29 protein-coding genes are annotated in these 26407 nt (G+C 61.8%); 16 read left to right on the top strand and 13 right to left on the bottom strand.

From position 1 onward, the window contains the following. Nucleotides 1-6: 6 nt before the first annotated feature. Nucleotides 7-570, bottom strand: a complete 564-nt coding sequence (locus tag C3Y91_RS06935) for a methylated-DNA--[protein]-cysteine S-methyltransferase (protein WP_018069963.1) — start codon at nucleotides 568-570, stop codon at nucleotides 7-9. 282 nt (nucleotides 571-852) lie between these two features. Between C3Y91_RS06935 and C3Y91_RS06930 the strand changes: the two genes are divergently transcribed. From C3Y91_RS06930 to ybaK, 4 genes are all read left to right on the top strand, one after another. Then, nucleotides 853-1452: a 2'-5' RNA ligase family protein gene (locus C3Y91_RS06930; RefSeq protein WP_130822906.1), complete on the top strand. Its 600-nt coding sequence runs from the start codon at nucleotides 853-855 to the stop codon at nucleotides 1450-1452. Nucleotides 1453-1543: 91 nt separating this feature from the next. Beyond that, nucleotides 1544-2605 (top strand): M14 family metallopeptidase, encoded by a 1062-nt coding sequence (locus C3Y91_RS06925; protein WP_130822904.1) that lies wholly within the window; start codon nucleotides 1544-1546, stop codon nucleotides 2603-2605. A 120-nt stretch (nucleotides 2606-2725) separates the two neighbouring features. Continuing rightward, the gene (locus C3Y91_RS06920; RefSeq protein WP_018069960.1) at nucleotides 2726-3076 is read left to right on the top strand and encodes an ArsC family reductase; all 351 of its coding nucleotides are present in this window, start codon (nucleotides 2726-2728) and stop codon (nucleotides 3074-3076) included. 32 nt (nucleotides 3077-3108) lie between these two features. Further along, nucleotides 3109-3582 (top strand): Cys-tRNA(Pro) deacylase, encoded by a 474-nt coding sequence (gene ybaK / locus C3Y91_RS06915; protein ID WP_018069959.1) that lies wholly within the window; start codon nucleotides 3109-3111, stop codon nucleotides 3580-3582. 63 nt (nucleotides 3583-3645) lie between these two features. On the opposite strand, the gene C3Y91_RS06910 is transcribed toward ybaK, so the two are convergent. Continuing rightward, nucleotides 3646-4089, bottom strand: a complete 444-nt coding sequence (locus tag C3Y91_RS06910; RefSeq protein WP_018069958.1) for a MarR family winged helix-turn-helix transcriptional regulator — start codon at nucleotides 4087-4089, stop codon at nucleotides 3646-3648. An 83-nt stretch (nucleotides 4090-4172) separates the two neighbouring features. Between C3Y91_RS06910 and C3Y91_RS06905 the strand changes: the two genes are divergently transcribed. After that, nucleotides 4173-4856, top strand: a complete 684-nt coding sequence (locus tag C3Y91_RS06905; protein ID WP_018069957.1) for a glutathione S-transferase family protein — start codon at nucleotides 4173-4175, stop codon at nucleotides 4854-4856. 131 nt (nucleotides 4857-4987) lie between these two features. Then, nucleotides 4988-6241, top strand: a complete 1254-nt coding sequence (locus C3Y91_RS06900) for an aminopeptidase (RefSeq protein ID WP_018069956.1) — start codon at nucleotides 4988-4990, stop codon at nucleotides 6239-6241. A gap of 198 nt (nucleotides 6242-6439) precedes the next feature. Here C3Y91_RS06900 and C3Y91_RS06895 read toward each other — a convergent pair whose 3' ends face one another. Then, nucleotides 6440-7033: an NAD(P)H-dependent oxidoreductase gene (locus tag C3Y91_RS06895; RefSeq protein WP_130662675.1), complete on the bottom strand. Its 594-nt coding sequence runs from the start codon at nucleotides 7031-7033 to the stop codon at nucleotides 6440-6442. A 2-nt stretch (nucleotides 7034-7035) separates the two neighbouring features. Next, nucleotides 7036-8616: an exodeoxyribonuclease VII large subunit gene (gene xseA / locus C3Y91_RS06890; RefSeq protein ID WP_018069954.1), complete on the bottom strand. Its 1581-nt coding sequence runs from the start codon at nucleotides 8614-8616 to the stop codon at nucleotides 7036-7038. A 341-nt stretch (nucleotides 8617-8957) separates the two neighbouring features. Between xseA and C3Y91_RS06885 the strand changes: the two genes are divergently transcribed. Next, entirely contained in the window at nucleotides 8958-9203 is a 246-nt protein-coding gene (locus tag C3Y91_RS06885; RefSeq protein ID WP_018069953.1) for a hypothetical protein, read from the top strand. A 127-nt stretch (nucleotides 9204-9330) separates the two neighbouring features. Here the strand turns inward: C3Y91_RS06885 and C3Y91_RS06880 are convergent, their stop codons facing one another. Then, a complete protein-coding gene (locus tag C3Y91_RS06880) occupies nucleotides 9331-11178 on the bottom strand; it encodes a hypothetical protein (protein WP_168575183.1) in 1848 nt (615 codons plus the stop codon). 160 nt (nucleotides 11179-11338) lie between these two features. On the opposite strand from C3Y91_RS06880, the gene C3Y91_RS06875 reads away from it, so the two are divergent. After that, nucleotides 11339-12346, top strand: a complete 1008-nt coding sequence (locus tag C3Y91_RS06875; protein ID WP_024322271.1) for a glycosyltransferase — start codon at nucleotides 11339-11341, stop codon at nucleotides 12344-12346. After that, entirely contained in the window at nucleotides 12343-12720 is a 378-nt protein-coding gene (locus C3Y91_RS06870; RefSeq protein WP_018069950.1) for a GtrA family protein, read from the top strand. Before C3Y91_RS06875 ends, C3Y91_RS06870 begins: the two co-directional genes overlap by 4 nt. A gap of 103 nt (nucleotides 12721-12823) precedes the next feature. On the opposite strand, the gene C3Y91_RS06865 is transcribed toward C3Y91_RS06870, so the two are convergent. Beyond that, entirely contained in the window at nucleotides 12824-13810 is a 987-nt protein-coding gene (locus C3Y91_RS06865) for a Gfo/Idh/MocA family protein (RefSeq protein WP_168575182.1), read from the bottom strand. Nucleotides 13811-13988: 178 nt separating this feature from the next. On the opposite strand from C3Y91_RS06865, the gene C3Y91_RS06860 reads away from it, so the two are divergent. Together C3Y91_RS06860 and C3Y91_RS06855 are read left to right on the top strand one after the other, a co-directional pair. Then, entirely contained in the window at nucleotides 13989-14936 is a 948-nt protein-coding gene (locus C3Y91_RS06860; RefSeq protein ID WP_026170749.1) for an aldo/keto reductase, read from the top strand. A 14-nt stretch (nucleotides 14937-14950) separates the two neighbouring features. Continuing rightward, nucleotides 14951-15430, top strand: a complete 480-nt coding sequence (locus tag C3Y91_RS06855; protein ID WP_018069947.1) for a GNAT family N-acetyltransferase — start codon at nucleotides 14951-14953, stop codon at nucleotides 15428-15430. Here the strand turns inward: C3Y91_RS06855 and C3Y91_RS06850 are convergent. Further along, nucleotides 15376-16053 (bottom strand): hypothetical protein, encoded by a 678-nt coding sequence (locus tag C3Y91_RS06850; RefSeq protein WP_168575181.1) that lies wholly within the window; start codon nucleotides 16051-16053, stop codon nucleotides 15376-15378. The two genes, C3Y91_RS06855 and C3Y91_RS06850, sit on opposite strands and share 55 nt — an antisense overlap. A 113-nt stretch (nucleotides 16054-16166) precedes the next feature. Here C3Y91_RS06850 and C3Y91_RS06845 point away from each other — a divergent pair, with 113 nt between their 5' ends. Beyond that, nucleotides 16167-16664 carry a YciE/YciF ferroxidase family protein gene (locus tag C3Y91_RS06845; RefSeq protein ID WP_003544628.1) on the top strand — a complete coding sequence of 166 codons (498 nt, stop codon included), beginning with the start codon at nucleotides 16167-16169 and terminating at the stop codon, nucleotides 16662-16664. Between the two features lie 45 nt (nucleotides 16665-16709). On the opposite strand, the gene C3Y91_RS06840 is transcribed toward C3Y91_RS06845, so the two are convergent. Further along, entirely contained in the window at nucleotides 16710-17618 is a 909-nt protein-coding gene (locus C3Y91_RS06840; protein ID WP_018069945.1) for a LysR family transcriptional regulator, read from the bottom strand. Nucleotides 17619-17851: 233 nt separating this feature from the next. Between C3Y91_RS06840 and C3Y91_RS06835 the strand changes: the two genes are divergently transcribed. Further along, the gene (locus C3Y91_RS06835; RefSeq protein ID WP_168575180.1) at nucleotides 17852-18847 is read left to right on the top strand and encodes an aldo/keto reductase; all 996 of its coding nucleotides are present in this window, start codon (nucleotides 17852-17854) and stop codon (nucleotides 18845-18847) included. Nucleotides 18848-18938: 91 nt separating this feature from the next. Next, the gene (locus C3Y91_RS06830; RefSeq protein WP_017966590.1) at nucleotides 18939-19298 is read left to right on the top strand and encodes a nuclear transport factor 2 family protein; all 360 of its coding nucleotides are present in this window, start codon (nucleotides 18939-18941) and stop codon (nucleotides 19296-19298) included. Nucleotides 19299-19352: 54 nt separating this feature from the next. Here the strand turns inward: C3Y91_RS06830 and pheT are convergent, their stop codons facing one another. From pheT to infC, 5 genes are all read right to left on the bottom strand, one after another. Continuing rightward, a complete protein-coding gene (gene pheT, locus C3Y91_RS06825; RefSeq protein ID WP_130656790.1) occupies nucleotides 19353-21776 on the bottom strand; it encodes a phenylalanine--tRNA ligase subunit beta in 2424 nt (807 codons plus the stop codon). Between the two features lie 16 nt (nucleotides 21777-21792). After that, a complete protein-coding gene (gene pheS / locus C3Y91_RS06820) occupies nucleotides 21793-22875 on the bottom strand; it encodes a phenylalanine--tRNA ligase subunit alpha (protein ID WP_130656789.1) in 1083 nt (360 codons plus the stop codon). A 150-nt stretch (nucleotides 22876-23025) separates the two neighbouring features. Beyond that, the gene (rplT, locus tag C3Y91_RS06815; RefSeq protein WP_003544622.1) at nucleotides 23026-23430 is read right to left on the bottom strand and encodes a 50S ribosomal protein L20; all 405 of its coding nucleotides are present in this window, start codon (nucleotides 23428-23430) and stop codon (nucleotides 23026-23028) included. 38 nt (nucleotides 23431-23468) lie between these two features. Further along, complete coding sequence (gene rpmI, locus C3Y91_RS06810; RefSeq protein ID WP_003544621.1) at nucleotides 23469-23672, bottom strand: 50S ribosomal protein L35; 204 nt, start codon at nucleotides 23670-23672, stop codon at nucleotides 23469-23471. Nucleotides 23673-23999: 327 nt separating this feature from the next. Continuing rightward, the gene (infC, locus tag C3Y91_RS06805; RefSeq protein WP_075225634.1) at nucleotides 24000-24536 is read right to left on the bottom strand and encodes a translation initiation factor IF-3; all 537 of its coding nucleotides are present in this window, start codon (nucleotides 24534-24536) and stop codon (nucleotides 24000-24002) included. A 178-nt stretch (nucleotides 24537-24714) separates the two neighbouring features. Between infC and C3Y91_RS06800 the strand changes: the two genes are divergently transcribed. Next, on the top strand, nucleotides 24715-25554 hold the full coding sequence (locus C3Y91_RS06800; protein WP_168575179.1) for an alpha/beta hydrolase: 840 nt from the start codon (nucleotides 24715-24717) through the stop codon (nucleotides 25552-25554). 154 nt (nucleotides 25555-25708) lie between these two features. Further along, nucleotides 25709-26308: a transglutaminase-like cysteine peptidase gene (locus C3Y91_RS06795; RefSeq protein ID WP_018069940.1), complete on the top strand. Its 600-nt coding sequence runs from the start codon at nucleotides 25709-25711 to the stop codon at nucleotides 26306-26308. The last annotated feature ends 99 nt before the right edge of the window (nucleotides 26309-26407 follow it).

The following is a 26407-nucleotide window of genomic DNA, read 5'->3' as shown; positions in this document are numbered from 1 at the left end:
CGCCGCCTAAAACCCCAGCGACTGCTGGGCAGGCGGCGGCGGGGCGAGGTTGACGCCTTCGAGCTCCAGCATGCGGGCCTTCGATGACGAACCGCCGGGAGCGGAGAAGCCGCCGATCTTGCCGCCGGCCGCAAGCACCCGGTGGCAGGGAATGATCAGAGCGACCGGGTTCTTCGCCATCGCCTGGCCGACGTCGCGGGCGGCTTCCGGCCCGACGCCGAGTTCCTTCGCCAGCGCACCGTAGGTGGTGGTGCGGCCCCAGCCGACACGCCTTGCCGCCGCATAAATATCCCGAAAGAAGGTATCCTGGCCGGCAAGATCGAGTTCGACGCCGGAAAAATCCGTTTCCTCGCCGTGGAAGTAGCGTTTCACGGCGGCGACCGTTTCCAGCACGGCAGGCGTCGGTGCGCCGGCTTCGGCATCCGGCAGGCGGCGCAACAGCAGCCGTTCGGTCGCTTCCGCTGATTTGGTCGGCAGTTGGAAGCGGGTGATGCCGGCGTCGCTCCAGGCGATGCCGCAGAAACCACCTGCGGTTTCGAAGATGAGATAGTGGTGTATGGTCTCAGCCATGACACAGCCTCCGCGTTTTCGATTGCCCTCAAAATCGTATGGGACGGCCGCTGTTTCAACCCGTTTCTTGCGCGCGCCGGGCTTTCAGGAAAGATCGCGATGCGCCCCGCACCGTCGCCCGAACCTCCATGTCAGCCCCTCCTGGGGCGACGGTTCGGATGAGTGTGACGCCGAGCCTATCGGGAAATTATGTTCTCTTTTTGTTCTTGATGTTGCTTCCTTGCAGAGTATCTTCGTCGCGTTTTGAAAACGACGAGGCGGGTCATGACGACCTGAAACTCTATGAACCAGATGCCCTTCGAATTCGGAGACGACAAAAATGGTCGCGGACGGCGGAACGAAAGCTACGTCAGCGGACACCGACTTTTCTTTGCGCTCTGTCCTCCTGATGCCGTCGAGCAGCAGGCGGTCGCAATCGCCGATGACTATCGTCGAGCCTTCTCCCTTTCCGGGATGCCGCGCCTGACGACATTGCATGTGTCGATCATCTGGGTCGGTGACTATCCGAAGCTGCCGGAGGATGTGGTCTTCGCGGCACGACAGGCCGGCGCCACGGTCGAGAGTGCGCCATTCGCGATGACCTTTGACCGGATCATGCGATTCCCGCAGGCGCGAGCGCTTGTGCTTTGCGGCGAGGGCGGACGGAAACCGCTCACCCGGGTGCATGTCCAACTGGGCGTCGGCATGCACAATGCCGGATTGCGGCACAATATCAGCCGCGATTTCACGCCACATATGACGCTGCTCTACGACCGCAAAGCCATGCCGCCGACGACCCTCGACACACCCGTTTCATGGACGGCGTCGGAGTTCCTGCTCATCCACAGTGTTCTCGGAAAAGCCGAACATCGGATTATCGATCGCTGGCCACTGCTCGGTTAAGGCAGGCTGATGCCCTTGGCCGCGGCTTGCGCTTGCCCAGCTTCTGCGCATAAAGCTCGTTCAGGTGTTGCACACGGGAAGCGAAATCAGCATGGACGTTTCAGAGATCATCATCCCCGGCGATACATCGGGAACGGAGTGGCGGCTGCCGGTGCTGCGCTTTAAGGGCGGCGATCCGAAGGCGCCGAAGACCTATATCCAGGCGGCACTGCATGCCGGCGAGCTGCCTGGAACGGTGCTGCTGCATTTCCTTTGCGAAAGGCTGCGGCAGGCAGAAAACCAGGGAGAGATCGCGGGCGACATCACCATCGTGCCGCAGGCCAATCCGATCGGTGCGGCGCAATCGCATTTCGGCGAATTGCAGGGCCGTTTCGACTTGGGTTCGCGCACCAATTTCAACCGGGACTTTCCGCTAATCTCCCTGGCCGATCGCCCGACGCTGATCGAAGACCTCGACGATTATCCGGCTACCGACAGATTGAAGCGACAGCTGCTGCATTTGGCGCTCGGGGCCGATCTCGTGCTTGACCTGCATTGCGACGATGAATCGCTGCAATATGCCTATATCGACGAGGCCTTCTGGCCGGAGGCGGCCGATCTCGCCGCTGCACTCGACATGGGGGCCGTGCTGCTTTCGGATGGCGAAAGCTCGGCCTTCGAGGAGGCCGTCGGCTTTGCATGGAAATATGAAGTTCCCGGCGAACGCCTATTCGAGCTGCCCGGCAGACTCTCCGTCACCGTCGAGCTGCGCGGCAAGCGCGACGTCGATCCGGTCTTGGCGAAAAAAGACGCCGACGGGCTCTGGCGTTTCCTCGCGGCACGGGGGATCGTCGGTGACGAAAAGCCGGCGGCAACGGCATTTTCCGGTCCGGCCGTGCCGCTCGACAATGTCGAGATCATCCGCGCTCCGGAAGGCGGAGCCGTGCTCTTTCATCGCAATATCGGCGAGAGGATTGCGGAAGGCGACCGCCTAGTGACAATCATCACCCGGCCAGGGCAGCCGGGCGGCAGCATCGAGCTCACCGCGCCGCAGGATGGGCTGATCCTGACACGAACATCCGACCGGCTGGTGCGGCGGCGCGGCGACCTGATGAAGATCGCCTGCGACGAACCCAGCAAGGCTTCGCGCAAGGCCGGCACGCTGGAGAATTGAGCCACAGGCCGGCTTTGTCTGCCTCGATCGTCGAGGCGCTCGGGGGATAAAACGTCGCACGGCGTTTGCGCCGGCCTTCGTGCATGTTATCTCGCGCCATCACAGGGAGATCGATCGGGCATGGCCATCACCATCTATGGCATCAAGAATTGCGACACGATGAAGAAGGCCCGCAACTGGCTGGAAGAACACGGCGTCGCCTATGAGTTTCATGATTACAAGGCGCTCGGTATCGACCGCACCCATCTCGAAGCCTGGATCGACCAGGCCGGCCTCGACACCGTGCTCAATCGCGCCGGCACCACCTTCCGCAAATTGCCCGATGCGGAGCGCGAGAACCTCACCCGGGAGAAAGCGATCGCGCTGATGCTCGACCAACCGTCGATGATCAGGCGGCCGGTGCTGGAGGCAAAGGGGAAATTGCTGATCGGCTTCAAGCCGGAGATTTACGCCGGTGCCTTCGGCGGCTGACAGGCGGCCGAGTGAACTCACGAGGGAAAGAGATGTCCAAGACCACGCGCGCGACACAGCTTCTTTCGCAGGCGGGCATCGCCTTCACGGTCCATACCTATGACTACGACCCCAATGCCGAGCGCGTCGGGCTGCAGGCGGCAGAAGCGCTGGGCGAAGCGCCGCATCGCGTGCTGAAGACGCTGATGGCGGAGGTGGACGGCAAACCGGTCTGCGTCGTCGTGCCGTCGGATCGCGAGGTCAGCATGAAGAAGCTCGCCAGCGCCTTTCACGGCAAATCGGCCAACATGATGAAGCCTGCCGATGCCGAACGGCTGACGGGCTATCATGTCGGCGGCATCAGCCCTTTCGGCCAGAAGAAGACCGTGCCGACGGCGATCGAGGAGGCCGCGCTTGGCGAACCGCTCGTCTATATCAATGGCGGGCAGCGCGGGCTGCAGGTGCGGCTCGATCCGAAGGATGCGTTGAAGGCGCTGAAGGCTGTCGCCGCGCCGATGATTGCCTGATCGGAGCATGATGCCGAAAAGTGTAGGCGGTTTTCGGATGGCATCATGCTCTTACAGTCGAATCTAGAGGAAGCGGTCGAGCAGGCCGGCGATCGTCTTCGCCTCGTTTTTGGCAAGCTTGCAGCCGATATGGGTCTCGATCGATCCGGCATAGACGGTCCACATGCGCTCGCGAAGCTTTCGGCCGGCATCAGTGATCACCACCCAACGGCCGCGCCCATCTTCAGCGAAGGCCTCGCGCCGGACTAAGCCCTCATTTTCCAACCGATCGATCAGCCGGGAAAGATTATACTGAGCCAGCAATGTCCGCTCTTCGATCTCGTAGGGGCGTAGCATGCCATCTTGCGAGCGCGCCAATTCCCAAAGCACGTCATACCACGCAAGCGGCGGCATGCCGGCCGCCTTCAGGTCGGCTTCGATCGCAGCGAGCAGCCGCTCGCGGGCGCGCATGATGCTCGTCCAGGCAGAGGTGACCGCTTCGCTCGGATTCGGCATTTCTTCAGACATAAATGCAATTACATCTATCTTGAATTCCGCCGCAAGCGATATTAGATGCATTTACATCTATCGTCATTGCTAAGGAGACCGCCATGAGCAAGCTTACCCTCATCAGCCATCATCTCTGCCCCTATGTGCAGCGCGCCGCGATCGCACTGCTCGAAAAGGGCGTGCCCTTCGAGCGCATCAACATCGATCTTGCCGACAAGCCCGACTGGTTCCTGCAGATCTCGCCGCTCGGCAAGGTGCCGCTGCTGCGGATCGAGGAGGAAGACGGCAGCCAGGCCGTGCTGTTCGAAAGCAGCGTCATCTGCGAATATCTGGAGGAAACGCAGCCGGGCGTCGCGCTGCATCCGAAAGACGCGCTGACGCGTGCCCGCCATCGCGGCTGGATGGAATTCGGCTCATCCGTGCTTTCCGATCTCTGGGGTTACGAGACGGCGCAGGATGCCGCGCAACTCGAGGCCAAGCGCAAGTCGCTTATCTCCAAGTTCGCGACTGTCGAGAACGTGCTGACGGATGGGCCGTATTTTGCCGGCAACGACTTCAGTCTCGTCGATGCTGTCTTTGCACCGGTCTTTCGGTATTTCGATCTCTTCGACACGCTCGGCGACAGCGGCATCTTCGAAGGGCTTGAGCGGGTGGCGCGCTGGCGCAAGGCGCTCTCCGAGCGGGCGAGCGTCCAGGCCGCCGTTGGCGCGGATTATTCGCAACGGCTGACGGAATTTCTCGAGAAGCATAACTCGATCCTGCTCAGGCTGCCTGCGGCCGCTTAAAGCCCGCCCACCCAGCCGGCCGGACATCTAATCCGGCCGCTTCAATTCGGCAGCGGAGCGCTTCATTTTCGCCGCAAACGGGTCTAAGTCTTCCAGCCTCACACCGTCGATGACAGAAGGCAGGTTGAACCATGACTTTCATGCCCCAGAGCCAGAACACCGTTGATCCCGTCAAGCTGGAAAAGCTTGCGGAAGTCGCCGTCAAAGTCGGGCTGCAGCTGCAGAAGGGTCAGGATCTGGTGATCACGTCGCCTGTCGTGGCGCTGCCGCTCGTTCGCCTGATCACCAAACATGCCTATCTGGCCGGCGCCGGGCTGGTGAGCGTCTTCTATTCCGACGAGGAAACGACGCTGGCGCGCTATCAATATGGCAGCGACGAGAGCTTCGACCGCGCCTCCGGCTGGCTCTACGAGGGCATGGCCAAGGCCTATGCCAACGGGGCGGCCCGTCTTGCGATCGCCGGCGACAATCCGATGCTGCTGTCCGAGCAGGATGCCGGCAAGGTCAGCCGCGCCAATCGCGCCAACTCCACCGCCTATAAGCCGGCGCTGGAGAAGATCTCGAATTTCGACATCAACTGGAACATCGTCTCCTATCCCAACCCGTCCTGGGCCAAGGTGGTCTTCCCCGACGATCCGGAACCGATCGCGATTGCCAAGCTCGCCAAGGCGATCTTTGCCGCCTCGCGCGTCGATGTCAGCGATCCTGTCGCCGCCTGGACCGAACACAATGCCAATCTTGCCAAGCGCTCCGCCTGGCTGAACGGCGAGCGCTTCGCCTCGCTGCATTTCAAGGGACCGGGCACCGACCTGACGATCGGCCTCGCCGACGGGCATGAATGGCATGGCGGCGCGTCCACCGCCAAGAACGGCATCACCTGCAATCCGAATATCCCGACCGAGGAAGTGTTCACCACACCGCACGCGCTGCGCGTCGAAGGCCATGTGTCGAGCACCAAGCCGCTTTCGCACCAGGGCACGCTGATCGACAATATCCAGGTGCGCTTCGAAGGCGGGCGCATCGTCGAGGCCAAGGCCTCGCGCGGCGAAGAGGTCTTGAACAAGGTGCTCGATACCGACGAGGGCGCGCGCCGGCTCGGTGAGGTGGCGCTCGTGCCGCATTCCTCACCGATCTCGGCCAGCGGCATCCTGTTCTACAACACGCTGTTCGACGAAAACGCCTCGTGCCACATCGCGCTCGGCCAGTGCTATTCCAAATGCTTCCTCGATGGCGCGACACTGAGCCAGGAACAGATCAAGGCGCAGGGCGGCAATTCCAGCCTGATCCATATCGACTGGATGATCGGCTCGGACAAGGTCGATATCGACGGCCTCAAGCCGGATGGCTCGCGGGTTGCGGTGATGCGGCAGGGCGAATGGGCCTAAGCGGCATCGTCGTGCGCTGACTGAGCCAGACGCTGACAAGCATCATGGCCTTGCTGGAGCCGGCGCGGCGGCCAGCCTCGTCCTTCGAGGCCCTGCGGGGTGCTGAGTATGAGGCTGGAGAACGCCTGTGCCTCAGGTGATCCTTCGAGGCGATGTGGATCACACTTCAGGAGGAGACCGTCCAGCCCCGGCAGCATGCTAGCGGATCGCCGATAGCAGCTTGCGCACGCGATCGAGATGCGCCCTGCGCTTTGCATCCGTGGCGCGGTCCATGTCGTGCAGGTTGAGCATCTTGAAATTCAGCCGCTTCGAGCAGAAGGCGGCGATGCCGCGCTTCAAGAGCCGGCGCACCGGATCGCCCATATAGAGACGCACCAGCCACCAGGGCGAGCCTGTCGTCGTCAGCGCATAGAGCAGCCTGATATGGGTCAACTGCGGCACGATACGCCCGCCCGCAGCATCATGGCTGAAGGCAACGCCGGGAGCGAAGACACGGTCGAAGAAGCCCTTGAGGATGGCGGGGAAATTGAACCACCATTGCGGAAAGACGAGAATGAGGCCATCGGCAGCCTTCAGGCGGGCAACGATATCGGCTACGGCTGCGGTGTCGTAGGGCTGGTCGAAATAGCCGCCGCGCTCAGCCTTCGAAAGACGCGGATCGAAATTCTCGGCATAGAGATCGAGCAGATCGACGACATGGCCGGAGGCTTCCAGCGCTTCGCGCGCGGTCCTTGCCACGGCAGCGGCGAAACTATCCTCCAGCGGATGGGCAAGCACCAGCAGGATCCGCATCGTCAGAAAAGGCTTCCCTGCTTCGGCGGGTCTGCGGGTCTTACGCTACGCTTCTTGGCACCGGTCGGCGGCGTGCCGCCTTCCGTGGTCATGGCGCCGACACGGCCGTCGGCGAATTCGATGGCGATGCCCGTGCCGGCAGAGAGGTGAGCAGCCTGCGAGACCGGCCTGTTATCCTCATCGCGAATGACGGCGTAGCCGCGCTTCAGCACATTCTTATAGGAGAGCGACTGCAGCACGCGGTCCTGCGCGGAAAGCTCGGCGCGCGCGCGGATCAGCTGGTGGCGGATTGCCGTATCGGCATGGCGCGAAAGATTGCCGAGGCGTTCGCGACCGCGGTCGGTCTGGGTCTTCAGCCGGGCCGGCAGTGAGGCGAGGATGGCTTCGGCGCGGTCAACGCGTGATTTCGAGCGGTCGATCAGCCGCTCGACCATGCGCTCGGCCCGGACCATGCGCTCGTTCAGCGTCTGGCGGCGCTCGGCGATGCGGCCGGCGAGCAGATCGGGGCGCAGATGCGCGGCGACGCGCTCGAAGCCGCGGCGCTTGTTGATGGTGTTGAGCTCCAGTCCGCGGCCGAGACCGGTTGCCGCCTCGTCGAAACGGCGGCGCGGCAAGGCGAGAAGCTGATCGAGCGACGGCAATGCCCGCATCAGAGCATGCACCGACTGGCGGCGCTGATCCATCTGCCGGTTCATGCAGCCCTGCAGGCGCGCGGCAAGAGCGGCGGCCTGCGCCTCGAGCTCCGCCTTGACGGGAACCGCCATTTCCGCGGCCCCCGTCGGCGTCGGCGCACGGACATCGGCGGCATGGTCGATCAGCGTCCAGTCGGTCTCATGCCCGACGGCCGAGATCAGCGGTATCCGGCTTTCGGCCGCAGCACGCACGACGATTTCGTCGTTGAAGCTCCAGAGGTCTTCCAGACTGCCGCCACCGCGCGCGACGATCAGCACATCCGGGCGTGGGATGGCGCCTGAAGGTTCCAGCGCGTTGAAGCCGCGGATGGCGTTTGCCACCTCCTCGCCGGACCCTTCGCCCTGAACCTTCACCGGCCAGACGAGGACATGCACGGGAAAACGATCGGAGATGCGGTGAAGGATATCGCGGATCACGGCGCCGGTCGGCGAGGTGACGACGCCGATGACGCTCGGCATGAAGGGCAGCCGCTTCTTGCGGGCGGCATCGAACAGACCCTCGGCGCCAAGCTTGCGCTTGCGCTCCTCGATCAGCGCCATCAGCGCGCCGGCGCCGGCCGGCTCCAGCGTCTCGATGACGATCTGATATTTCGAGGAACCCGGAAAGGTGGTGACCTTGCCGGTGGCGATGACTTCCATGCCCTCTTCCGGACGGAACTTCAGCCGCGAGAAGGTGCCCTTCCAGATGACGGCATCGATGCGGGCGCGATCGTCCTTCAGCGCGAAATAGGCATGGCCCGAGGAGTGCGGCCCGCGGTAACCGGAGATCTCACCGCGCACGCGAACCTGGTCGAAGGCGGTTTCGACGGTGCGCTTGATCGAGCCGGAAAGCTCCGAAACCGAATATTCGGCAAGGTTGGTCGGCGAATCGCCGTCGAAGACGTTGCTCATCCCCTCTTTCTATGTCCATCCGCTGGAAACAGGAAGGGTGGCACGGGCTTTGGGATCGGTTTTCCCAGCCGTTGAAATCGTTGTGGGAGGCGTTCGTCGCCACTGCATCAAGCGCGCTCGTCTCAACGCATCCTGCACATGCACTCGTTGCAGCCGGGCGAACAAACAACAAAATCGAGTAAATCCGTTTTGTTGCGGAACGGATAGTTAGAATGTGCGTTTTACCCGAAAGGGATTGCTAACCACCGCAATACAAAGGCTTTTCGGCGAGGACCGCCGGTAAATCTTTGTTAGTTGGCGCTTCCTATGCTTCCCCTCGTTATCTCTGGGAAGGTGCTGAAATGATTATTCTTACAGCAGCAGCATTGGGCATCAGCGCCGGGCAAATGCGCTCGGCTGGCGTGATCGCGTTGGTCGCCGCGTTGATCGGAATGACATTCGCGCTGGCGGCGATAACCTCGCCCGGCCCGGTGTCCCTTCTGGCATTCGTCTATGCCGTGCTCGGCTATAATGGCGGCCTCATGCTCTTCGTGATCGGGCTCTATGCCAATCAGCGCCTTCGTCGCGCCACGCGTGTCTCGCACTGATAGCGCGTCGCGATCTTTCAGATCGCTCCTCGCGCTTTAGGTCCTTATCTCAAACGCATGCCGTTATCGCCAAACCGCCGCATAGTTTTGCGCGACATGCTTTATTCCATCTTGAAATTAGCCGGCGTCAATTCGTCGCCGGCCGATAGCGAAAGAACTGCACGCCCACGTCCGCCGCCTTCGGAAGCGGTTCCAGATAGGGCGGAATATTCCCCTTGCCGAGCTGCGCATAGAGGCCATCCGGCTTCAGCTTGGCGATCTCGCGCGTCTGCAGGTCGCCGGGGCAGAAGCCAAGCGCCGTCACGCCAGTCCCCTTCAGGAAGGCTTCCGCCTCCTGTGGCTCCGCCATGCCGATATGCAGTTCAGTCAGCATGCCGCCCTGATTGCGATGATAGGGCGCGGAGAGAACCCGGTTCTGCGTGAAGCGGAGGATCGGCACGCCCATTTCCGATGGCGCGGAGATCAGTCCGGCCGGTAGCCCGGCGAGCGGCGCCAGCGCCGCTTGCGATGTGCAGGAAATTTCCTTTGCCGGCTTCGCCGCCTTCTTCTGCGCAGCATTCTCCATCTGCAACGAGATAAACCCGCCACCGACGGCCCAGGCGGCCGGAGCACTGGCGAGCACGGTCACGATATAGACGAAGGCGGCGGCGACATTCTCGTTGTCGTTGTTGGAGATGCGCTTGATATCGATGATCAGCAGGGCAAGCGGCAAGATCGAGATCAGGTTCGAGAAGGTGGAACCGCGCACCTGGACCAGTGCGATTGCCCAGCTCGTCATCAGCAGGAAGAGCAGGATCAGGTGGATCTGCACGCGGTCACGCTGAACGACGCGGAAGATGCAGACGGCGATGCCGAACAAGCCGGCCGCATAGAAGCCACCGATCGAGAAGGGATCGGTGCGCCCGAGAACGAAAACCGACTGCGCTTCCGAAACATTCCTCAGCCAGAGCTCGACCAGCATCGGATCGAGACCGGCCAGCGGATCGCTCAGGCATTGCGGTGCGATCACGACCGCCGAACCGAGAACACCGGCGCCGACGACGGCGAGTGCGGCAAAGCGCAGGGGCCGGCGCAGGCGGCTCGCAAAAACCGCCGAAAACAACAGCAATCCGCCGCCGATCGCCGCCAGGCTGTAATAGCCGAGCGAGAGATTGTCGCAGGTGACCATCGAATAAAGCCGGGGCGGCACCGTTGCGAAGAAGAGGATGCTGATCGCAATCGCCAGCGCCAGCCCGAAGGCCTTCGCGGCGGCAGCGTAATTTTCGCCCTCCCATGCCCAGAGCAGGGCGATGGTCAGGCAGACGGCGGCGACGAAAGGTGTCGTCTCGGCGCCGATGGCAATGGCGACCGCTGCCGCGATGCCGGCAACCGCATAACTCCAGGCGCGACGCTCAGGATCCAGCAGCATCGCAATCATCGTCGCGACCAAGGCCAGCTGCGCATTGTGATGATCGATGGCGCCCGGCGCAAAACGGTTTCCGGTGTAGATCGCAAGACCGGTCAAGCCGAGACTGATGTGCATGGCGGCAACGCCGCCGATGCGCCGGCCGGCAACCGCCATGGCGAGCATGGCAGGCAGGATGAGCGATACCGGCCAGACGGCCAGCGCCAGCGCCTCGGCCGTCTCATGGGCAACAAACAGGCCGAAGAACCAGATCAGCGAGGCGATCGGCAGATCGATCAGCCGCGACCAGTGTATCAGCGTGCCGCCGTCGAGGCCGAGACGATATTGCATCAGATCGAACCAGCCCTGCCCGGCCAGAAAATCGCGAACTTCGACGAGACGCATTCCGTCGTCATTGTCGGGGCCGACGTAATCGGTGGCACCGGAAAGCTTGGAGATGAGGATGGCGGCGGCAAGGATGACGCTATAGGCGATGACGCTTGGCCCGAGACGCGTCAGCAGGTCGCGCAGCCCGACCCGAGGGGCGTCTATCGCGGATGATGCATGGGTGATCGGCTGCACAGCGTTCATCGTGGTTAGCGGTTCGTTTCCGGATAGCGAAGCTTAGCGGCCGCCGATCAAGAAAGTGTAAAGCCGTTTGTGGCAGCCGCTGATTTTGCCTGCGTCATAGGGTCTTATTAACGGCGCGTGATTTAGGTTGAGCGCGGCTTTCAGTGTAACGAGTAGAGTCATGGCCCGATCGCGTACCGACAATCTGAATATTGCCGTCCTGCTTCCCTGCTATAATGAAGCGGCGACGATCGGCCCTGTCGTCCAGGGCTTCCGGGCGACGCTGCCCGATGCTGCGATCCATGTCTACGACAACAATTCCACCGACGGCACCGCGCTGCAGGCGATGCTTGCCGGCGCGCATGTCGTGCGCGAGCGGCGGCAAGGCAAGGGCCATGTCGTGCGCCGCATGTTCGCCGACATCGACGCCGACATCTACATCATCGCCGATGGCGACGGCACCTATGCGCCCGAGGATGCCGAGGAACTGGTACGCACGCTGCTGACCGAGCGCGCCGACATGGTGGTCGGCACAAGGCGCGGCGTACACGCCGATGCCGGCCGTCAGGGCCATGCGCTCGGCAACCGGCTTTTCAACCTGCTTTACCGGATGATCTTCGGCCCCGATTTCACCGATATCTTTTCCGGCTACCGCGCGTTTTCGCGCCGCTTCGTCAAGAGCTTCCCGGCGGTATCGGGCGGCTTCGAGATCGAAACCGAAATGTCCGTGCATGCCTCCCGGCTGAAGCTGCCGGTCAGCGAACTGGAGCTCGACTACGGCCGCCGGCCGGAAGGCTCGCACTCCAAGCTTTCGACGTTCCGCGACGGCGCCAAGATCCTCTGGATGTTCGCGATGCTGATGAAGGAAACCCGGCCCTTCGCCTTTTTCAGCGCGATCAGCGCCACCTTCATGCTGGCGAGCCTCGGCTTCATGGCGCCGGTGCTGGCGGAATATTTCGAAACAGGTCTCGTCAGCCGCATGCCGACCTGGGTGCTGTCGACGGCGCTGATGATGATCTCCTTCATGCTGTTCACCGCCGGCGTCATCCTGGATTCCGTTGCGCGCGCCCGCGCCGAACAGCTCCGTATCCATTATATGGGCCTGGAGAGGCCGAGCGCGTTGAAGGCGCCACTCAGCGACGCAGGGCCGGCATCGCGCGCGCGTCCCGGCAAGGCGGATGCGGCATGAGAAAGCTCATCCGCTTCACGATTGCCGGCGGCATCGGCTTCCTCGTCGATGCCGGCATCCTGTCGGCGCTGCTCCATCTGACGCCGCTCGGGCCGTTTCTGGCGCGACTCATCGCGATCGCCTTCGCCATGGCGGCGACCTGGGCTTTCAATCGGAGCTTCACCTTCGATCGCACCGGCCGTTCGCTTGCCGCCGAAGGCTTCCGCTATGGCTCGGTCGGGGTGACGGCAGCGCTGGTCAATTACGGGCTCTATTCCGCGCTGCTGCTGTCGCTGCCGGCACTTCAGCCGCTGGCGGCCATGGTGATCGCCAGCGTCGCCTCGATGATCTTCAGCTTCTTCGGCTATTCGCGCTTCGTCTTCCGCGCCGAGTGATTAGAGCGCCGCGCGTCCAATAGGACGCGCTAAGGACGCTCAAACCCTCTGAAGTGGCGCATAATCCTTTCCGAAAATCGATTCCGATTTTCGGGGTTATGCGCTAGACTGCTTCCCAGCCGTCCTTCTCGCTGGCCCGGTAGATCGCGTCGATCACCTTCTGGTTCAGCTTCGAATTTTCGAGGGTAACGATCTCTTCCTTGCCGTTCGTCACCGCCCGGGCGAAGGCCTCGACCTGCCGCTTGTACTGGCGGCTGTCCTGGAAGCGGAAGATGCGCGATTCAGTGTGGCTGCGGTCGGCAAGCTCGATCTCTTCCGGTCCCCAGCGATTGGCATTGAACGGCGACTTGACCTCGATGTAGCCTTCGGTGCCGTGGAAGACCATGACCTGGCGGTTGGCCATCTGCGTCGAGATATAGAAGCTCAGCTCGAAATCACCGAAATCGGCCTTGACGCTCGAATAGATATCCGTGCCGAAATCCGCATCGCGCTCGGTGATCGCCTGGATCCAGAGCGGCTCCTTGCCTGTGGAAAAACGCGTGCCCATGACCGGATAGACGCCGATATCGGGAAGGCCGCCGCCGCCGAGCTCGGGGACGTTGCGCATGTTGGCGGGGTCGCGGTTGAAATAGGTGAAGGCGCCCTGCACATGCCGGAGCGACCCGATCGCGCCCTCGCCGATCAGCGAGCGCACCTTCTGCCAGACCGGGGAATAGGTGATCATATAGGCTTCGGTGACCACCACCCGGTTGCGGTCGCGGGCGGCGATCAGATCGTCGATATCACCGGCCTTGAGCACCAAGGGCTTTTCGCAGAGCACGTGCTTGCCGGCATCTGCCGCCTTGATCGACCATTCGATATGCTGCGAGGTCGGCAGCGGAATGTAGACGGCGTCGATGAGGTCGGAGGCCAGCATCTCCTCGTAGGAGCCGAAGGCATGCGGCACCGAAAACCGGTCGGCCATCTCCCTCGCACGCTTGAGATCACGGCTGGCAATCGCCGTGACGACGCAATTCTCCGCATCCTGGATCGCCGGAACGACATTGTCGCGGCCGATCTTCGCCGTTGAAATGATACCGAAACGCAACATGATCCAAGCCTCCCAAACTGATTTCCGCGAACCATATTCAGGCCCTAGCTGCGGCGCAATGGCGCGACATGAAATCACGGAAGTTTGCCTTCCCGGATGCGCGGATCGCACTAAGTTGGTCAAGGCGGCGTTCTGCCGTATCCGCGATTTCAATTCCTTCACACTTCTGGAGAGCGTCATGGAAATGCGCCGGCTTGGAAAAACAGGTCTATCGGTCGCGCCGATCGTCATCGGCGGCAATGTCTTCGGCTGGACGGCCGACGAAAAAACATCCTTCGCCATTCTCGATGCCTTCTTCGACGCGGGCCTGAACACGATCGATACGGCCGATGTCTATTCCTCATGGGTTCCGGGCAACAAGGGCGGCGATTCCGAAGAGATCATCGGGCGTTGGCTAAGCCAGGCAAAGATCTCCCGCGACAAGGCCGTTATCGTCACCAAGGTCGGCTCCGACATGGGACAGGGAAAGACGCTGAAGGAAACCTATATCCTGAAGGCGGTCGAGGATTCGCTGCGCCGGCTGCAGACCGATTATATCGACCTCTATCTCTCGCACTGGCCGGATGAAGATACGCCGCATGAGGAAACGCTCGGCGCCTTTGCCAAGCTGAAGCAGCAGGGCAAGATCCGCGCCATCGGCTGCTCGAACTATGATGCGACACTGCTTCAGGCATCCTTCGACGCTGCCGAGAGGGCCGGCCTGCCGCGTTACGATGTGTTGCAGCCGGAATATAATCTCTATGAACGTTCGAGCTTCGAGGGGCCGCTTGCCGATCTCTGCGTCGAAGAAGACCTCGGCGTCATCACCTATTTCAGCCTTGCTGCCGGCTTCCTCACCGGCAAATACCGCAGCAAGGCCGATACGGAAGGCCGCGCACGCGAGGGCCGGGTTTCGAAATATCTCGACGACAAGGGCCTGCGTATTCTGGCCGCGCTCGACAAGGTTTCGGCCGAGACCGGCGCCAAGCCCGCAGAAATATCGCTCGCCTGGCTGCTGCGCAAGAAGGGTGTGACGGCGCCGATCGCCAGCGCGACCAGCCTTTCACAGCTTGAAAGCCTGGCGAAATCGGCGACACTTGCGCTTTCCGATGATGCGATGGCGCTGCTCGACCAAGCCGGCGCCTGAAAGAAAGAGACGCCATGACCGTGACGATACGTGAGGCCCGCCCCGAAGACGAAGCCCGCTGGCGCGAACTTTGGGCCGCCTACCTCGCCTTTTACGAAGTCACGGTCGATGCCGATATCACCGATTCCACATGGCGCCGGGTCTTCGATCCGGCGTCGGCGATTGCGATGCGCGTCGCCGAAATCGATGGCCGGGTCATGGGCTTTGCGCTCTATCTCACGCATGAGGGCACGTGGATCCGCGGCAGGGACTGCTATCTCGAAGACCTGTTCGTCGATGCCGATGCGCGCGGCAAGGGCGTCGGGCGGGCACTGATGGACGATCTCGTTTCGACCTGCAAAGCCAAGGGCTGGTCGCGGCTCTACTGGCATACGAGCGAGCAGAACAGAACCGCGCGGGCGCTCTATGACAGCTATGTCGAGAGCGACGGCCACATCCGCTATCGCATCACCTTCAAGACGCGCGGCGCTGTAGGCGCAGGAAATCCTTTATAAAAGGCGGCATGATCGCCTTCCCAATTGGCCATGCCGGGTTTGGTGAGGATGCCGCGCGGGCTGACATAACTCTGGATCACCCGCTTCGGCCGTTCGTGCCATTGGATATTGAAGGCCCAGAGCTTGGGAAAGAAGCAGAGCGAGGCATAAGGCAGGTGGTCGTGAATCCACCAGGCGAGCCGCTGCCAGTCGCTTTCATCGTGGTAATGGTCGATCATCCATGGCACGGCAATGCAGACGGCTGCGCCCATGCAGCCGTCGAAGTCCCTCATATCCCAGATGTGATGCGCGGCGGTGGACGCATTGGTCGAACAGTTCAGATTGTTCTCGTTGCCGAACCTGTTGACCGCGGGCGAACGATAGCCGGATCGGATATGCAGGCGCCCGAACGTTGCCTCCATCGGCTCCAGCAATTCCTCGCAGAGCCTCTTGCCCGCCTCGATCGCCAGATCGGGATCCTCGGGGATGTTGGGGATGCGATAGAAATCGGCGATTTCGGAATGCAGGAAATCGCGAAGAAAGAAGTTTTGCGACAGCCGCACGCGGCCAAGATCCTCCAGACCCTTCATCGAATTCGGTTTTCGCATGACGTCATTCTCCTGCGCATCGGCGGCAGGAATCATCGCCCGGCGCCGATTTCCAGTCCACCCGAAATCGATCGGGAACAATTAGCGCGATCTTCTCTTCTTAATGTGTCGCCGCATTCGCGGTTTTCCCCAAAACAAGGATCGAGAAAATGGCCAAGGAAAAGACGTTGGAAGATCTCTTCTACGACACGCTGAAGGACATCTACTTTGCCGAACGGCAGATATTGCGCGCCCTGCCGAAGATGGCACGCGCCGCCCAATCCCCCGAATTGAAGAAGGGTTTCGAAAAGCACCGCGAGGAAACCGAAGGCCAGGTCGAGCGCCTGCAGCAGGTTTTCGAACTGATCGGCAAACGCGCCCAGGGCAAGACCTGCGAGGCGATCCAGGGCATCATCGCCGAGGGCGAGGAAATCATGGAGGAATTCAAGGGCACGGCGGCCCTCGATGCCGGCCTGATTTCGGCTGCCCAGGCCGTCGAGCATTATGAAATCGCCCGCTACGGCACGCTGAAGACCTGGGCAGCGACCCTCGGTCTCAAGGAGGTGGTCGGCCTGCTCGACCAGACGCTGCAACAGGAAACGGCCACCGACAAGACCCTCTCCCAGCTCGCCACCACGGCGGCAAACCAGAAGGCAAAGGCTGCCTGATGCGCACGGCACCCTAGCAAGAACGGGCGGCCCGGTTCCCATTCCTTACCGGCCGCCCGTATCCTGCTCGCTGTATCTGAAGAAATCGATGAAGGCGCGCAGCGCCGGGCGCATCTGTCGCCGGGTGGGATAATAGAGAAACGGCCCGGCATAGGGCGCGCACCAATCTTCCAGCACCCGCACAAGCTTGCCGCTCGCCAGTTCGTCATCGACCCGCATGTCGAAGAGATAGGCAAGGCCGGCGCCGTTTAGCGCCGCAAGCAAGGCCAGCCGATCCTCGCTGACGATCAGCGGCCCGTCGACCGAAACGACGAGTTCCTGCCCGTCCTTTTCGAATTCCCAGCGATAGATCGAGCCGTTGGTGAAGCGCCGCTTGATGCAGCGATGACGGACGAGATCGCGCGGATGCTCCGGCTTCGGATGGTGCTCGAAATATTCGGGCGAAGCGGCGATCACCGTCGTCAGATCGGGCGAGACCCTGACCGCGATCATATCAGCCTCCAGGCTCTCCTCCAGCCGGATACCGGCGTCGAAACCCTCCTTGACGATATCGGTGAAGCCATCCTCATTGGCGATCTCCAGGGTGATATCGGGATAGAGGTTGAGAAAGTCGCCGAGCCGCGGAGCGAGCAGCAGATCGGAGGCGAAGCGCGGCGCGGTGATGCGCAGGTTTCCGGCCGGCTTGGCGCGCGTATCGCGGACGGCCTCCAGAGCAATGTCGATCTCCTCGAGCGCGGGACGAAGTCTTTCAAGCAGCAGGCGGCCCTCCTCCGTCGGCGCGACGCTGCGGGTGGTGCGCGCCAGAAGCCGCACCCCCAGACTTTCCTCGAGGCTCGATATCGCATGGCTGATTGCCGAGGGCGCGACGAGGAGTTCCTTCGCCGCCGCCCGGAAGCTGCGATGCTCCGAGACGGCGGCGAGAACGGCGAGTTGCGAGAGCTGTGTCCTGTTCATTGATCGAAATAATAGAACAACCTGTTAGAAACTGCATGTATTTTCTGATTGATGGCGCAGCGATATGGTCTGCGGGTACCGCACCCATCCAGAACAGAATGATTTCAGGCCGGGCGGCCTAAAATCTGAATCCTGTTCTGAATTAATAGTTAGAGCATGATGTCGTCCGAAAACCGCTCACACTTTTCGGCATCATGCTCTGGCGGCTCAAAATCAGCTCAGAGGAGCACATCATGAAAAGCCGGAAACTCGGAAACGATCTGACCGTCTCTGCCGTCGGCCTTGGCTGCATGGGCATGAGCTTTGCCTATGGCGCCAGCGACGATGCGGAATCGATCAAGACACTGCATCGCGCCATCGATCTCGGCGTGACCTTCTTCGACACCGCCGAAGTCTATGGTCCCTTTACCAACGAGGTTCTTCTCGGCAAAGCGCTGAAGCCGTTCCGCGACCGCGTGGTAATCGCCACCAAGTTCGGCTTCAAGATCGATGCCAGCAAGCCGGGTGTTGCCGCCATCACCGGCGTCGACAGCCGCCCTGAGCATGTGCGGGCGGTGGCCGAGGCCTCGCTGAAACGCCTCGGCATCGAAACCATCGACCTCCTCTACCAGCACCGGGTCGATCCCAACGTGCCGATCGAGGACACGGTCGGCGTCATGGCGGAACTGGTGAAGGAAGGCAAAGTCCGGGCGCTCGGGCTTTCGGAAGCCGGCAGCGCCACCATTCGCCGCGCGCATGCGGTTCATCCGATCGCTGCCCTGCAGAGCGAATATTCGCTCTGGACGCGCGATCCCGAAGAGGAGGTGCTTGCGACATGCCGCGAACTCGGCATCGGCTTCGTGCCCTACAGCCCGCTCGGGCGCGGCTTCCTGACGGGAGCGATCCGCAAGGCGGAGGATCTTGACGCAGACGATTTCCGCCGGCAGGTGCCACGTTTCCAGGCGGAAAATTTCGACGCCAATGCCGCCCTCGTCGCGACGCTCGAGCGGCTGGCCGCCGAGAAAGGCGTCACGGCAGCACAGCTGGCGCTGGCCTGGGTGTTGAACCAGGGCGACGACATCGTGCCGATACCGGGCGCCCGCAAGCTTCATCATCTCGAACAGAACGCCGCGGCCGCCGATATCGTGCTGAGCCCGGCGGAACTCGCGAGGCTTGAAGAGGTCATCCCGGCCGGACAGGTGGCCGGCAAACGTTACTCGGATGCCTCGCTTGCGATGACGAACATCTGAACCTGAAAAAGCCCGGTCGGCGCAACCGGCCGGGCTTGCCTTCGGGGCTGGCGAAACTATCTAACGCCATCTCGGAGAACGGGATGAAAATATGTCGGACAGGCAGGCAGTCGAACAGACGGTTCATCTCTATGTCGAAGGCATGGCCTTCGCCAATGAGGCAGCCTTGAAAAAGGCCTTTCATCCGAAAAGCTCGATCATCGGCCATTACGAAAATGCCGTCGAGTGGCTGACGCGGGACGAATTCATCGCCGCGATCCTGCAGGAGGAGCCGGCGCCGCCCGGCACGCAGCCCTACATGGACATCCAGAGCGTCGATGTCGAAGGCGATGCGGCAAGCGTCAAGGTCACCGACGATTTCGCCGGCATGCGCTTTACCGATTATCTCTCGCTGCTGAAGATCGACGGCCGCTGGACGATCGTCAGCAAACTCTACCATCTGCATCTGTGAAAAGACCGGCCGCTATTCGCGACCGGTCCATTATTTGACGACGTTGGGTGAAGCTCAGCTTCTGAGGACACCGCCGGTGAATTTCGCAACGCTGGCGACGATCTTCTGCGTCAGCGCCTCGAAATCCTCGTCCGTCAGCGTGCGCTCGACCGGCTGGATCTGCACCTCGATCGCCACCGACTTCTTGCCGTCGCCAACCGATGCGCCCTCGAAGATATCGAAGACGTTGACGCCGGTTACCAGCTTGCGGTCGGCGCCTGTGGCGGCCTTGACGATGGCGCCGGCTTCCACCGTCTTGTCGACGACGAAGGCAAAGTCACGCCGCACGACCTGGAAGGGCGACAGTTCGAGCGCCGGCTTGGTGCGCGTCGCCTTGCGCTTGGCGTCCGGCATGGCGTCGACATAGACTTCGAAGCCGCACAGCGCGCCGGAGACATCGAGCGCTTCCAGTGTCAGCGGATGGAATTCGCCGAAATAGCCGAGCACGACTTTCGGCCCCATCTTGATCGTGCCGGAGCGGCCGGGATGATACCATTCCGGCCCGCCCTGCTCGATCTGGATATTGCCCATCGGGAGGCCGCAGGCTTCGATGACCGCGAGCGCGTCGGCCTTGGCGTCAAAGACGTCGACCGGCTTGCCGCCGCCCTTGGCGGTGTTCGACCAGGCGCGACCGGCGCCGGCAAGCGAGGCCGTGCCGCGGCGGATGCCGCCGGCAACGCGGCGCTGACCCTCCGGCCTGTCGTTCTCATAAGTGCCGGAGACCTCGAAGAGCGCGACGTCGCCGTAACCCTTGTCGGCATTGCGCTGCGCTGCGGTCAGCAGGCCCGGCAGAAGCGAGGGGCGCATATCCGACATTTCGGCGGCGATCGGGTTGGCAAGCTTGAGGGCGGGCGAACCGCCGCCGAAGAGCTTTGCCTGGTCTTCCGGAATGAACGACCAGGTGACGGCTTCGAGCATGCCGCGCGCGGCCAGCGCCCGCTTGGCGAGGCGGGTGCGGATCTGCAGCGTCGTCAGGATCTTGCCGTTGACGGCCGTATGGCTTTCGAGCGGCGCCGGCTTGATATTGTCGACGCCGTGGATGCGCATGACCTCCTCGACGAGATCGGCCTTGCCATCGACATCGGGGCGCCAGGAGGGAACGGCGACGGAGACGCGCTCGCCGGAACCGGAGACCTTGAAGCCGAGGCGCGTCAGAATCGTGTTGCTTTCCTCATTCGAGACGTTGAGGCCCGTCAGGCGCTTGACCTCAGAATAGGGGAAATCGACGATCTTCGGTTCATAACCCTGGTAACCGACGATCTCGGCCTTGGCGGCCTTGCCGCCGCACAGTTCCAGCACCAGTTCCGTCGTGCGTTCGAGACCGGGGACCATATAGTCCGGATCGACGCCGCGTTCGAAGCGGTAGCGGGCATCGGTGATGATGCCGAGGCTGCGGCCCGACTTGGCGATGTTCATCGGGTCCCAGAGGGCGGATTCGATCAGCACGTCGACGGTGTTCTCGTCGCAGCCGGAATGTTCGCCGCCCATGATGCCGCCGATCGACTCGATGCCATTATCATCGGAGATGACGACGTTGTTCGGCGAGAGCTTGTATTCGCGCTGGTCGAGCGCCAGCACCGTCTCGCCTTCGGCGGCGCGGCGGACGGTCAGGTTGCCGTTGATCTTGGCAGCGTCGAAGACGTGGATCGGCCGCCCCTGATCGAAGGTCATGTAATTGGTGACATCAACCAGCGCGTTGATGGGGCGCAGGCCGATGGCGATCAGCCGCTGCTGCATCCAGCGCGGGCTCGGGTCGTTCCTGACGCCGCGCACGAGGCGCAGCGCAAAGCCCGGGCAGAGCTTCGGATCGTCGAGATCGAGCGTCAGCTTCACCGGCGTCTCGCCTTCGACGGCGAAGGACGGCGCGGGCCGGGTCTTCAGCGTGCCGAGACCGGAGGCTGCGAGATCGCGGGCGATGCCGTGGATCGAGGTGCAGTCCGGCCGGTTGGGTGTCAGGTTGATCTCGATGACCGGATCATCGAGATGAGCGTAGGTGGCATAGCTCGTGCCGACAGGCGCGTCGTCGGGCAGGTCGATAATGCCGTCGTGACTGTCGGAGATCTGCAGCTCCTTTTCGGAGCACATCATGCCGTGGCTTTCGACACCGCGGATATTGCCGACGGCGAGCGTCACGTCGATACCGGGAACATAGGTTCCGGGCGCTGCGAAGGCGCCGACGAGACCGGCGCGCGCATTCGGAGCGCCGCAGACGACCTGGACCGGTGCGCCGGAACCGGTATCGACCATCAGCACCTTCAGGCGATCGGCCTGCGGATGTTTTTCGGCCGAGACGACCCTGGCGATAACGAAGGGCTTGAAGGCCGCCTTGTCGTCGACATCCTCGACCTCCAGTCCGATCTCGGTGAGGCGCGTGCAGATTTCATCGAGGCCGGCATCCGTTTCCAGATGCTCTTTCAGCCAGGAGAGCGTGAATTTCATCGTCCCAATTCTCCGTTCAAGCGCTGAGGCCGCCGAACAGCGTCGGCATGTCGAGCGGGCGGAAGCCGTAATGCGTCATCCAGCGGACGTCGGCGTTGAAGAAGTCGCGCAGGTCGGGCATGCCGTATTTCAGCATGGCGATGCGGTCGAGGCCCATGCCCCAGGCAAAACCCTGATATTCGTCCGGATCGAGCCCGCCGTAACGCAGCACGTTCGGGTGGACCATGCCGCAGCCGAGGATTTCCATCCAGTCGGTACCCTCGCCGAACTTGACGATCGGGCCGGAGCGGTCGCACTGGATATCGACCTCGAAAGAGGGCTCGGTGAAGGGGAAGAAGGACGGGCGGAAACGCATCGTCACGCTGTCGACCTCGAAGAAGGTCTTGCAGAATTCTTCCAGCACCCAGCGGAGGTTGGCGACATTGGCCTTCTTGTCGACGACCAGGCCTTCGACCTGATGGAACATCGGCGAATGCGTGGCGTCCGAGTCCTGGCGGTAGGTCTTGCCGGGAATGATGATGCGGATCGGCGGTGTCTGCGCCTCCATGGTGCGCACCTGCACCGGCGAGGTATGGGTGCGCAGAACCTTGCGCTCACCATTCTCATCCGGGTTGAAGAAGAAGGTGTCGTGCATCTCGCGAGCCGGATGGCCTTCGGGGAAATTCAGCGCGGTGAAATTGTAATAATCGGTCTCGATGTCGGGACCTTCGGCGATCGAGAAGCCCATGTCGGCGAAGATCGCGGTGATCTCGTCGACGATCTGGCTGATCGGATGGATACGGCCGCGCTCGGCGGGCGAAGAGCGCACCGGCAGGCTGACGTCGACCGTCTCGGCCTTCAGCCGCGCATCGATCGCCGCTTGCCGCAGCGTCGTCTTGCGGGCGGTGAGCGCCTCGGTCACCGCGTTCTTCAGAACGTTGATCGCCGCGCCCTTGCTCTGGCGCTCCTCCGGCGTCATGGCGCCGAGCGTCTTCAACAGTTCGGAGACGGATCCCTTCTTGCCGAGGGCGGAAACGCGCACGGCTTCAAGCGCCGTCTCGTCATCGGCAGCGGCGATTTCGGCGAGCAGCGATGTGTTGAGCTGGTTGATATCTGACATTGTCACTTCTTTCCGTCCAGTATCAGGCGGGCGATCGGGAGGCAGGCGGCGCCGGCCGGCGCCAGGAATATAAAGAAAGAAAAACCCGCGCTAGCCCAAACCAGCGCGGGTTTCCCAAAATCATAAATTCAAAAGCTTGGGAAGCGCTGGTTACTTGACCGCGCCTTCAAACTCGTTCGCCGTGCCGGCTTCCTTGAGGTATTCAAGAGCCTTCTTGGCAGCGCTGACCAGCGCGCCGAATGCTTCCGGCTCGTGGATCGCCATGTCGGAGAGAACCTTGCGGTCGACTTCGATGCCAGCCTTGTTCAGGCCGTCGATGAAGCGGCCGTAGGTCAGGCCGAATTCACGCACAGCGGCGTTGATGCGCTGGATCCAAAGCGCACGGAAGTTGCGCTTGTTGACCTTGCGGTCGCGGTAGGCGTACTGCTTCGAACGATCGACAGCAGCCTTGGCGGTACGGATGGTGTTCTTGCGGCGGCCGTAAAAGCCCTTTGCTGCCTTCAGAACCTTCTTGTGCTTGGCATGAGAGGTGACGCCTCTTTTTACACGTGCCATATCATGATCTCCTTAAATCTAGCGTTCGCGGACGAGTCTCAGAGACCGTTCGGCAGGTAATTCTTGATAACCTTGCGGCCATCCGGTTCTGCGAGAACCATGGTGCCACGTGCATCGCGAATGAACTTGTTGGAACGCTTGATCATGCCATGGCGCTTGCCAGCAGCGGCAGCCTTGACCTTGCCGGTTGCGGTGATCTTGAACCGCTTCTTGGCAGAGGACTTCGTCTTCATCTTGGGCATTTTGCTACTCCTTCTGTCCTCCCTGCGCGCTTTATCAAAAAAAGCCCTTCTCGCGAAGTCCGGTTCTCCGGCCGTCGCAACAAGGTGCGGGAGCGTTTGTTGTTGATCTGCGGCATCGGCGACGAACCGTTCCGCAAGCATTCGAAACTGCCACGGCATGCCCTGCCGGTCAGTTCGGACGCGCGCTTATAACCGCAGCGTCATGAAAGTGCAACGGGGCCGCGGAGGAATCTTCGCGCATCCAAAAATACACCGGCCCAAAGCAGAATGGCAGAAAGCACAAAAGCCGCCCTTGCGGACGGCCTTGGGCGAAAAACTGCCTGGCGCTTACTTCGGCGCCAGCACCATCATCATCTGGCGGCCTTCGAGCTTGGGTTCGGCTTCGACCTTGGCGAACTCGATCGTATCGGCCTTGACCTGCTGCAGAAGCTTCATGCCGAGTTCCTGGTGGGCCATTTCACGGCCGCGGAACTTCAGCGTCACCTTGACCTTGTCGCCTTCGTCGAAGAAGCGACCCATCGCCTTCATCTTCACCTCATAATCATGGGTGTCGATGTTCGGGCGCATCTTGATTTCTTTGACTTCGACGATCTTCTGCTTCTTGCGCGCCTCGGCAGCCTTCTTCTGGTTGGCATATTTCAGCTTGCCCAGATCGAGGATCTTGCACACAGGCGGTTCGACATTGGGGGAAATTTCGACGAGATCGAGGCCGGCTTCTTCCGCCATTCTCAAGGCCTGGTCGGTAGGCACGACGCCCATATTCTCTCCGTCAGCCCCGATCAGCTGAACTTTGGGAATGCGGATTTCACGGTTCGAGCGCGGTCCGTCCTTCACGGGCGCGTCGGTTTTAAAAGGTCTGCGAATGGTCGTATTCTCCTCGCGTTGTTTCGGAACGTTGCAGCATCGCGCTCCCAATCAGGGGTGCACAAACGTGTCGCGTCATCGCTGCAACGGAGTCAATATCATCCTTTAGCGGAAAAATCACCCGCTGTCAGCCTGCCAAGAATCTGTTTTATAGGCCAAAACAACAGGAGTTTCGCCGATGTCCGATCAGTTGTCCAATGCCCAGCCGCAGTTCCTGACGGTCGGCGAGGGTGAGGCGGCGCGTGAGATCGCCATGCTTGTCCGCCCCGCGCAGGGCGGCAATGGCGCACCGGCGCTCGTCTGGCTGTCCGGCTACCGCTCCGACATGAGCGGCACCAAGGCGGTGGAACTCGACGGGCTGGCGGCGGAACTTGGGCTTGCCTGCATCCGCCTCGATTACTCCGGCCACGGGCTTTCCGGCGGCAGCTTCGGCGACGGCACGATCTCGCGCTGGCTGGAGGAGGCGCTTGCCGTCATCCGCCATGTCGCCCCCGAACGCGTGATCCTCGTCGGCTCTTCGATGGGCGGCTGGATCGCGCTCAGGCTGGCGCAGGAGCTTGTACGGCAGGGTGGCCCAAAGCTCGCAGGGCCAGAGCTCGCAGGGATGGTGCTGATCGCGCCGGCGCCCGAATTCACCTCCGAGCTGATCGAGCCGAACCTCAAGGCTAAGGAGCTGAAGTCGCTGGCGGAGCGCGGCTATTTCGAAGAGCGTTCGCAATACAGCCCGGAACCGAACATCTATACACGGGCGCTGATCGAGGACGGCCGCGAGAACCGGGTGCTCGACGGCATTATCGAAACGGGCTGCCCGGTGCATATCCTCCAAGGCATGAAAGACCCCGACGTGCCGCATGCGCATGCGATGAAACTGGTCGAGCATCTTCCCGCCGACGACGTGGTGCTGACCTTCATCCGCGACGGCGACCATCGCCTTTCCCGCCCCGGCGATATCGCGCTTCTCTTGAGTGCCGTCAAAGGCATCATCCGTTCATCAACAAATAGGCAGATGCCCGCCTGAATAGCATCGGCCGAAAGTAAGCTCCCGGGCTTGTTGCATTTTAACCATGTCGACGAGTTGCAAGGTGCTCCCAAGAAGTAACGATTGACTCTTTTGGGCCCTCTCCATTAACACTTTGTTAATAAATAAGGGGCGATGCGAGGAAAGAGCGGGCGTGCGGATCAAGGGTATCTTTGTGGCCATGATGGCCATGTTTGCGATGGCGACGGCCGCCATACCGGCCCCCAGCAGAAATGCTTCCATGGTGACAGGCAATGCCACCTCACAGCCGATCGGCCACTACGATTTCTGTCAGATCCACCGCAGTGAATGCGGTGCAAACCGCAATTCCGGCCCGGTCGCCATGACCGCTGCAAGCTGGTCGGTCGTGCGTTCGGTCAACGCCACGGTCAACCGCACGATCACGCCGATGACCGACAAGGAAATCTACGGCAAGGATGAGGTCTGGGCCTATCCGACCACTGCCGGCGACTGCGAAGATTTCGCGCTGCTGAAGCGCCGCATGCTGATCCAGCGCGGCTTTTCGGCCGCCGATCTGCTGATGACCGTCGTGCGCAAGCCGGATGGCGAAGGCCATGCGGTGCTGACGCTGCGTACCGCCGAGGGCGATTTCGTGCTCGACAACCTCGCCTCCGACGTCAAGCCATGGTTTGGAACGCCCTATTCCTTCGTCAAGCGCCAGTCGAGCTACAATGCCGGCCGCTGGGTCACCATCGAGAACGGTCGCGACGTCCTGGTCGGCGCGCTGCGGTAAAGGTTGCAATAGAGAATGTGAAAAAGGCCGGCGATTTGCCGGCCTCAGACTGCTGACAAACCCCTGGCACCGTCCAGGGGTTTGTGATTCATTGGGACA

The sequence above is a fragment of the Rhizobium ruizarguesonis genome (assembly GCF_012349115.1).
Taxonomy (GTDB): domain Bacteria; phylum Pseudomonadota; class Alphaproteobacteria; order Rhizobiales; family Rhizobiaceae; genus Rhizobium; species Rhizobium ruizarguesonis.
This window is presented reverse-complemented; position numbering and strand designations above follow the sequence as displayed.

What these genes read in the sequence shown, in the direction of transcription:
- C3Y91_RS06840 (WP_018069945.1), bottom strand. Translation starts at nt 17,618, where the DNA reads ATGAACAGGACACAGCTCTCGCAACTCGCCGTTCTCGCCGCCGTCTCG.
- C3Y91_RS06880 (WP_168575183.1), bottom strand. Translation starts at nt 11,178, where the DNA reads ATGAACGCTGTGCAGCCGATCACCCATGCATCATCCGCGATAGACGCC.
- C3Y91_RS06875 (WP_024322271.1), top strand. Translation starts at nt 11,339, where the DNA reads ATGGCCCGATCGCGTACCGACAATCTGAATATTGCCGTCCTGCTTCCC.
- C3Y91_RS06920 (WP_018069960.1), top strand. Translation starts at nt 2,726, where the DNA reads ATGGCCATCACCATCTATGGCATCAAGAATTGCGACACGATGAAGAAG.
- C3Y91_RS06905 (WP_018069957.1), top strand. Translation starts at nt 4,173, where the DNA reads ATGAGCAAGCTTACCCTCATCAGCCATCATCTCTGCCCCTATGTGCAG.
- C3Y91_RS06870 (WP_018069950.1), top strand. Translation starts at nt 12,343, where the DNA reads ATGAGAAAGCTCATCCGCTTCACGATTGCCGGCGGCATCGGCTTCCTC.
- xseA (WP_018069954.1), bottom strand. Translation starts at nt 8,616, where the DNA reads ATGAGCAACGTCTTCGACGGCGATTCGCCGACCAACCTTGCCGAATAT.
- C3Y91_RS06800 (WP_168575179.1), top strand. Translation starts at nt 24,715, where the DNA reads ATGTCCGATCAGTTGTCCAATGCCCAGCCGCAGTTCCTGACGGTCGGC.
- C3Y91_RS06895 (WP_130662675.1), bottom strand. Translation starts at nt 7,033, where the DNA reads ATGCGGATCCTGCTGGTGCTTGCCCATCCGCTGGAGGATAGTTTCGCC.
- rpmI (WP_003544621.1), bottom strand. Translation starts at nt 23,672, where the DNA reads ATGCCCAAGATGAAGACGAAGTCCTCTGCCAAGAAGCGGTTCAAGATC.
- C3Y91_RS06885 (WP_018069953.1), top strand. Translation starts at nt 8,958, where the DNA reads ATGATTATTCTTACAGCAGCAGCATTGGGCATCAGCGCCGGGCAAATG.
- rplT (WP_003544622.1), bottom strand. Translation starts at nt 23,430, where the DNA reads ATGGCACGTGTAAAAAGAGGCGTCACCTCTCATGCCAAGCACAAGAAG.
- C3Y91_RS06935 (WP_018069963.1), bottom strand. Translation starts at nt 570, where the DNA reads ATGGCTGAGACCATACACCACTATCTCATCTTCGAAACCGCAGGTGGT.
- C3Y91_RS06850 (WP_168575181.1), bottom strand. Translation starts at nt 16,053, where the DNA reads ATGATTCCTGCCGCCGATGCGCAGGAGAATGACGTCATGCGAAAACCG.
- C3Y91_RS06925 (WP_130822904.1), top strand. Translation starts at nt 1,544, where the DNA reads ATGGACGTTTCAGAGATCATCATCCCCGGCGATACATCGGGAACGGAG.
- C3Y91_RS06855 (WP_018069947.1), top strand. Translation starts at nt 14,951, where the DNA reads ATGACCGTGACGATACGTGAGGCCCGCCCCGAAGACGAAGCCCGCTGG.
- C3Y91_RS06910 (WP_018069958.1), bottom strand. Translation starts at nt 4,089, where the DNA reads ATGTCTGAAGAAATGCCGAATCCGAGCGAAGCGGTCACCTCTGCCTGG.
- C3Y91_RS06900 (WP_018069956.1), top strand. Translation starts at nt 4,988, where the DNA reads ATGACTTTCATGCCCCAGAGCCAGAACACCGTTGATCCCGTCAAGCTG.
- C3Y91_RS06860 (WP_026170749.1), top strand. Translation starts at nt 13,989, where the DNA reads ATGGAAATGCGCCGGCTTGGAAAAACAGGTCTATCGGTCGCGCCGATC.
- C3Y91_RS06865 (WP_168575182.1), bottom strand. Translation starts at nt 13,810, where the DNA reads ATGTTGCGTTTCGGTATCATTTCAACGGCGAAGATCGGCCGCGACAAT.
- pheT (WP_130656790.1), bottom strand. Translation starts at nt 21,776, where the DNA reads ATGAAATTCACGCTCTCCTGGCTGAAAGAGCATCTGGAAACGGATGCC.
- pheS (WP_130656789.1), bottom strand. Translation starts at nt 22,875, where the DNA reads ATGTCAGATATCAACCAGCTCAACACATCGCTGCTCGCCGAAATCGCC.
- C3Y91_RS06930 (WP_130822906.1), top strand. Translation starts at nt 853, where the DNA reads ATGAACCAGATGCCCTTCGAATTCGGAGACGACAAAAATGGTCGCGGA.
- C3Y91_RS06835 (WP_168575180.1), top strand. Translation starts at nt 17,852, where the DNA reads ATGAAAAGCCGGAAACTCGGAAACGATCTGACCGTCTCTGCCGTCGGC.
- ybaK (WP_018069959.1), top strand. Translation starts at nt 3,109, where the DNA reads ATGTCCAAGACCACGCGCGCGACACAGCTTCTTTCGCAGGCGGGCATC.
- C3Y91_RS06845 (WP_003544628.1), top strand. Translation starts at nt 16,167, where the DNA reads ATGGCCAAGGAAAAGACGTTGGAAGATCTCTTCTACGACACGCTGAAG.
- C3Y91_RS06830 (WP_017966590.1), top strand. Translation starts at nt 18,939, where the DNA reads ATGTCGGACAGGCAGGCAGTCGAACAGACGGTTCATCTCTATGTCGAA.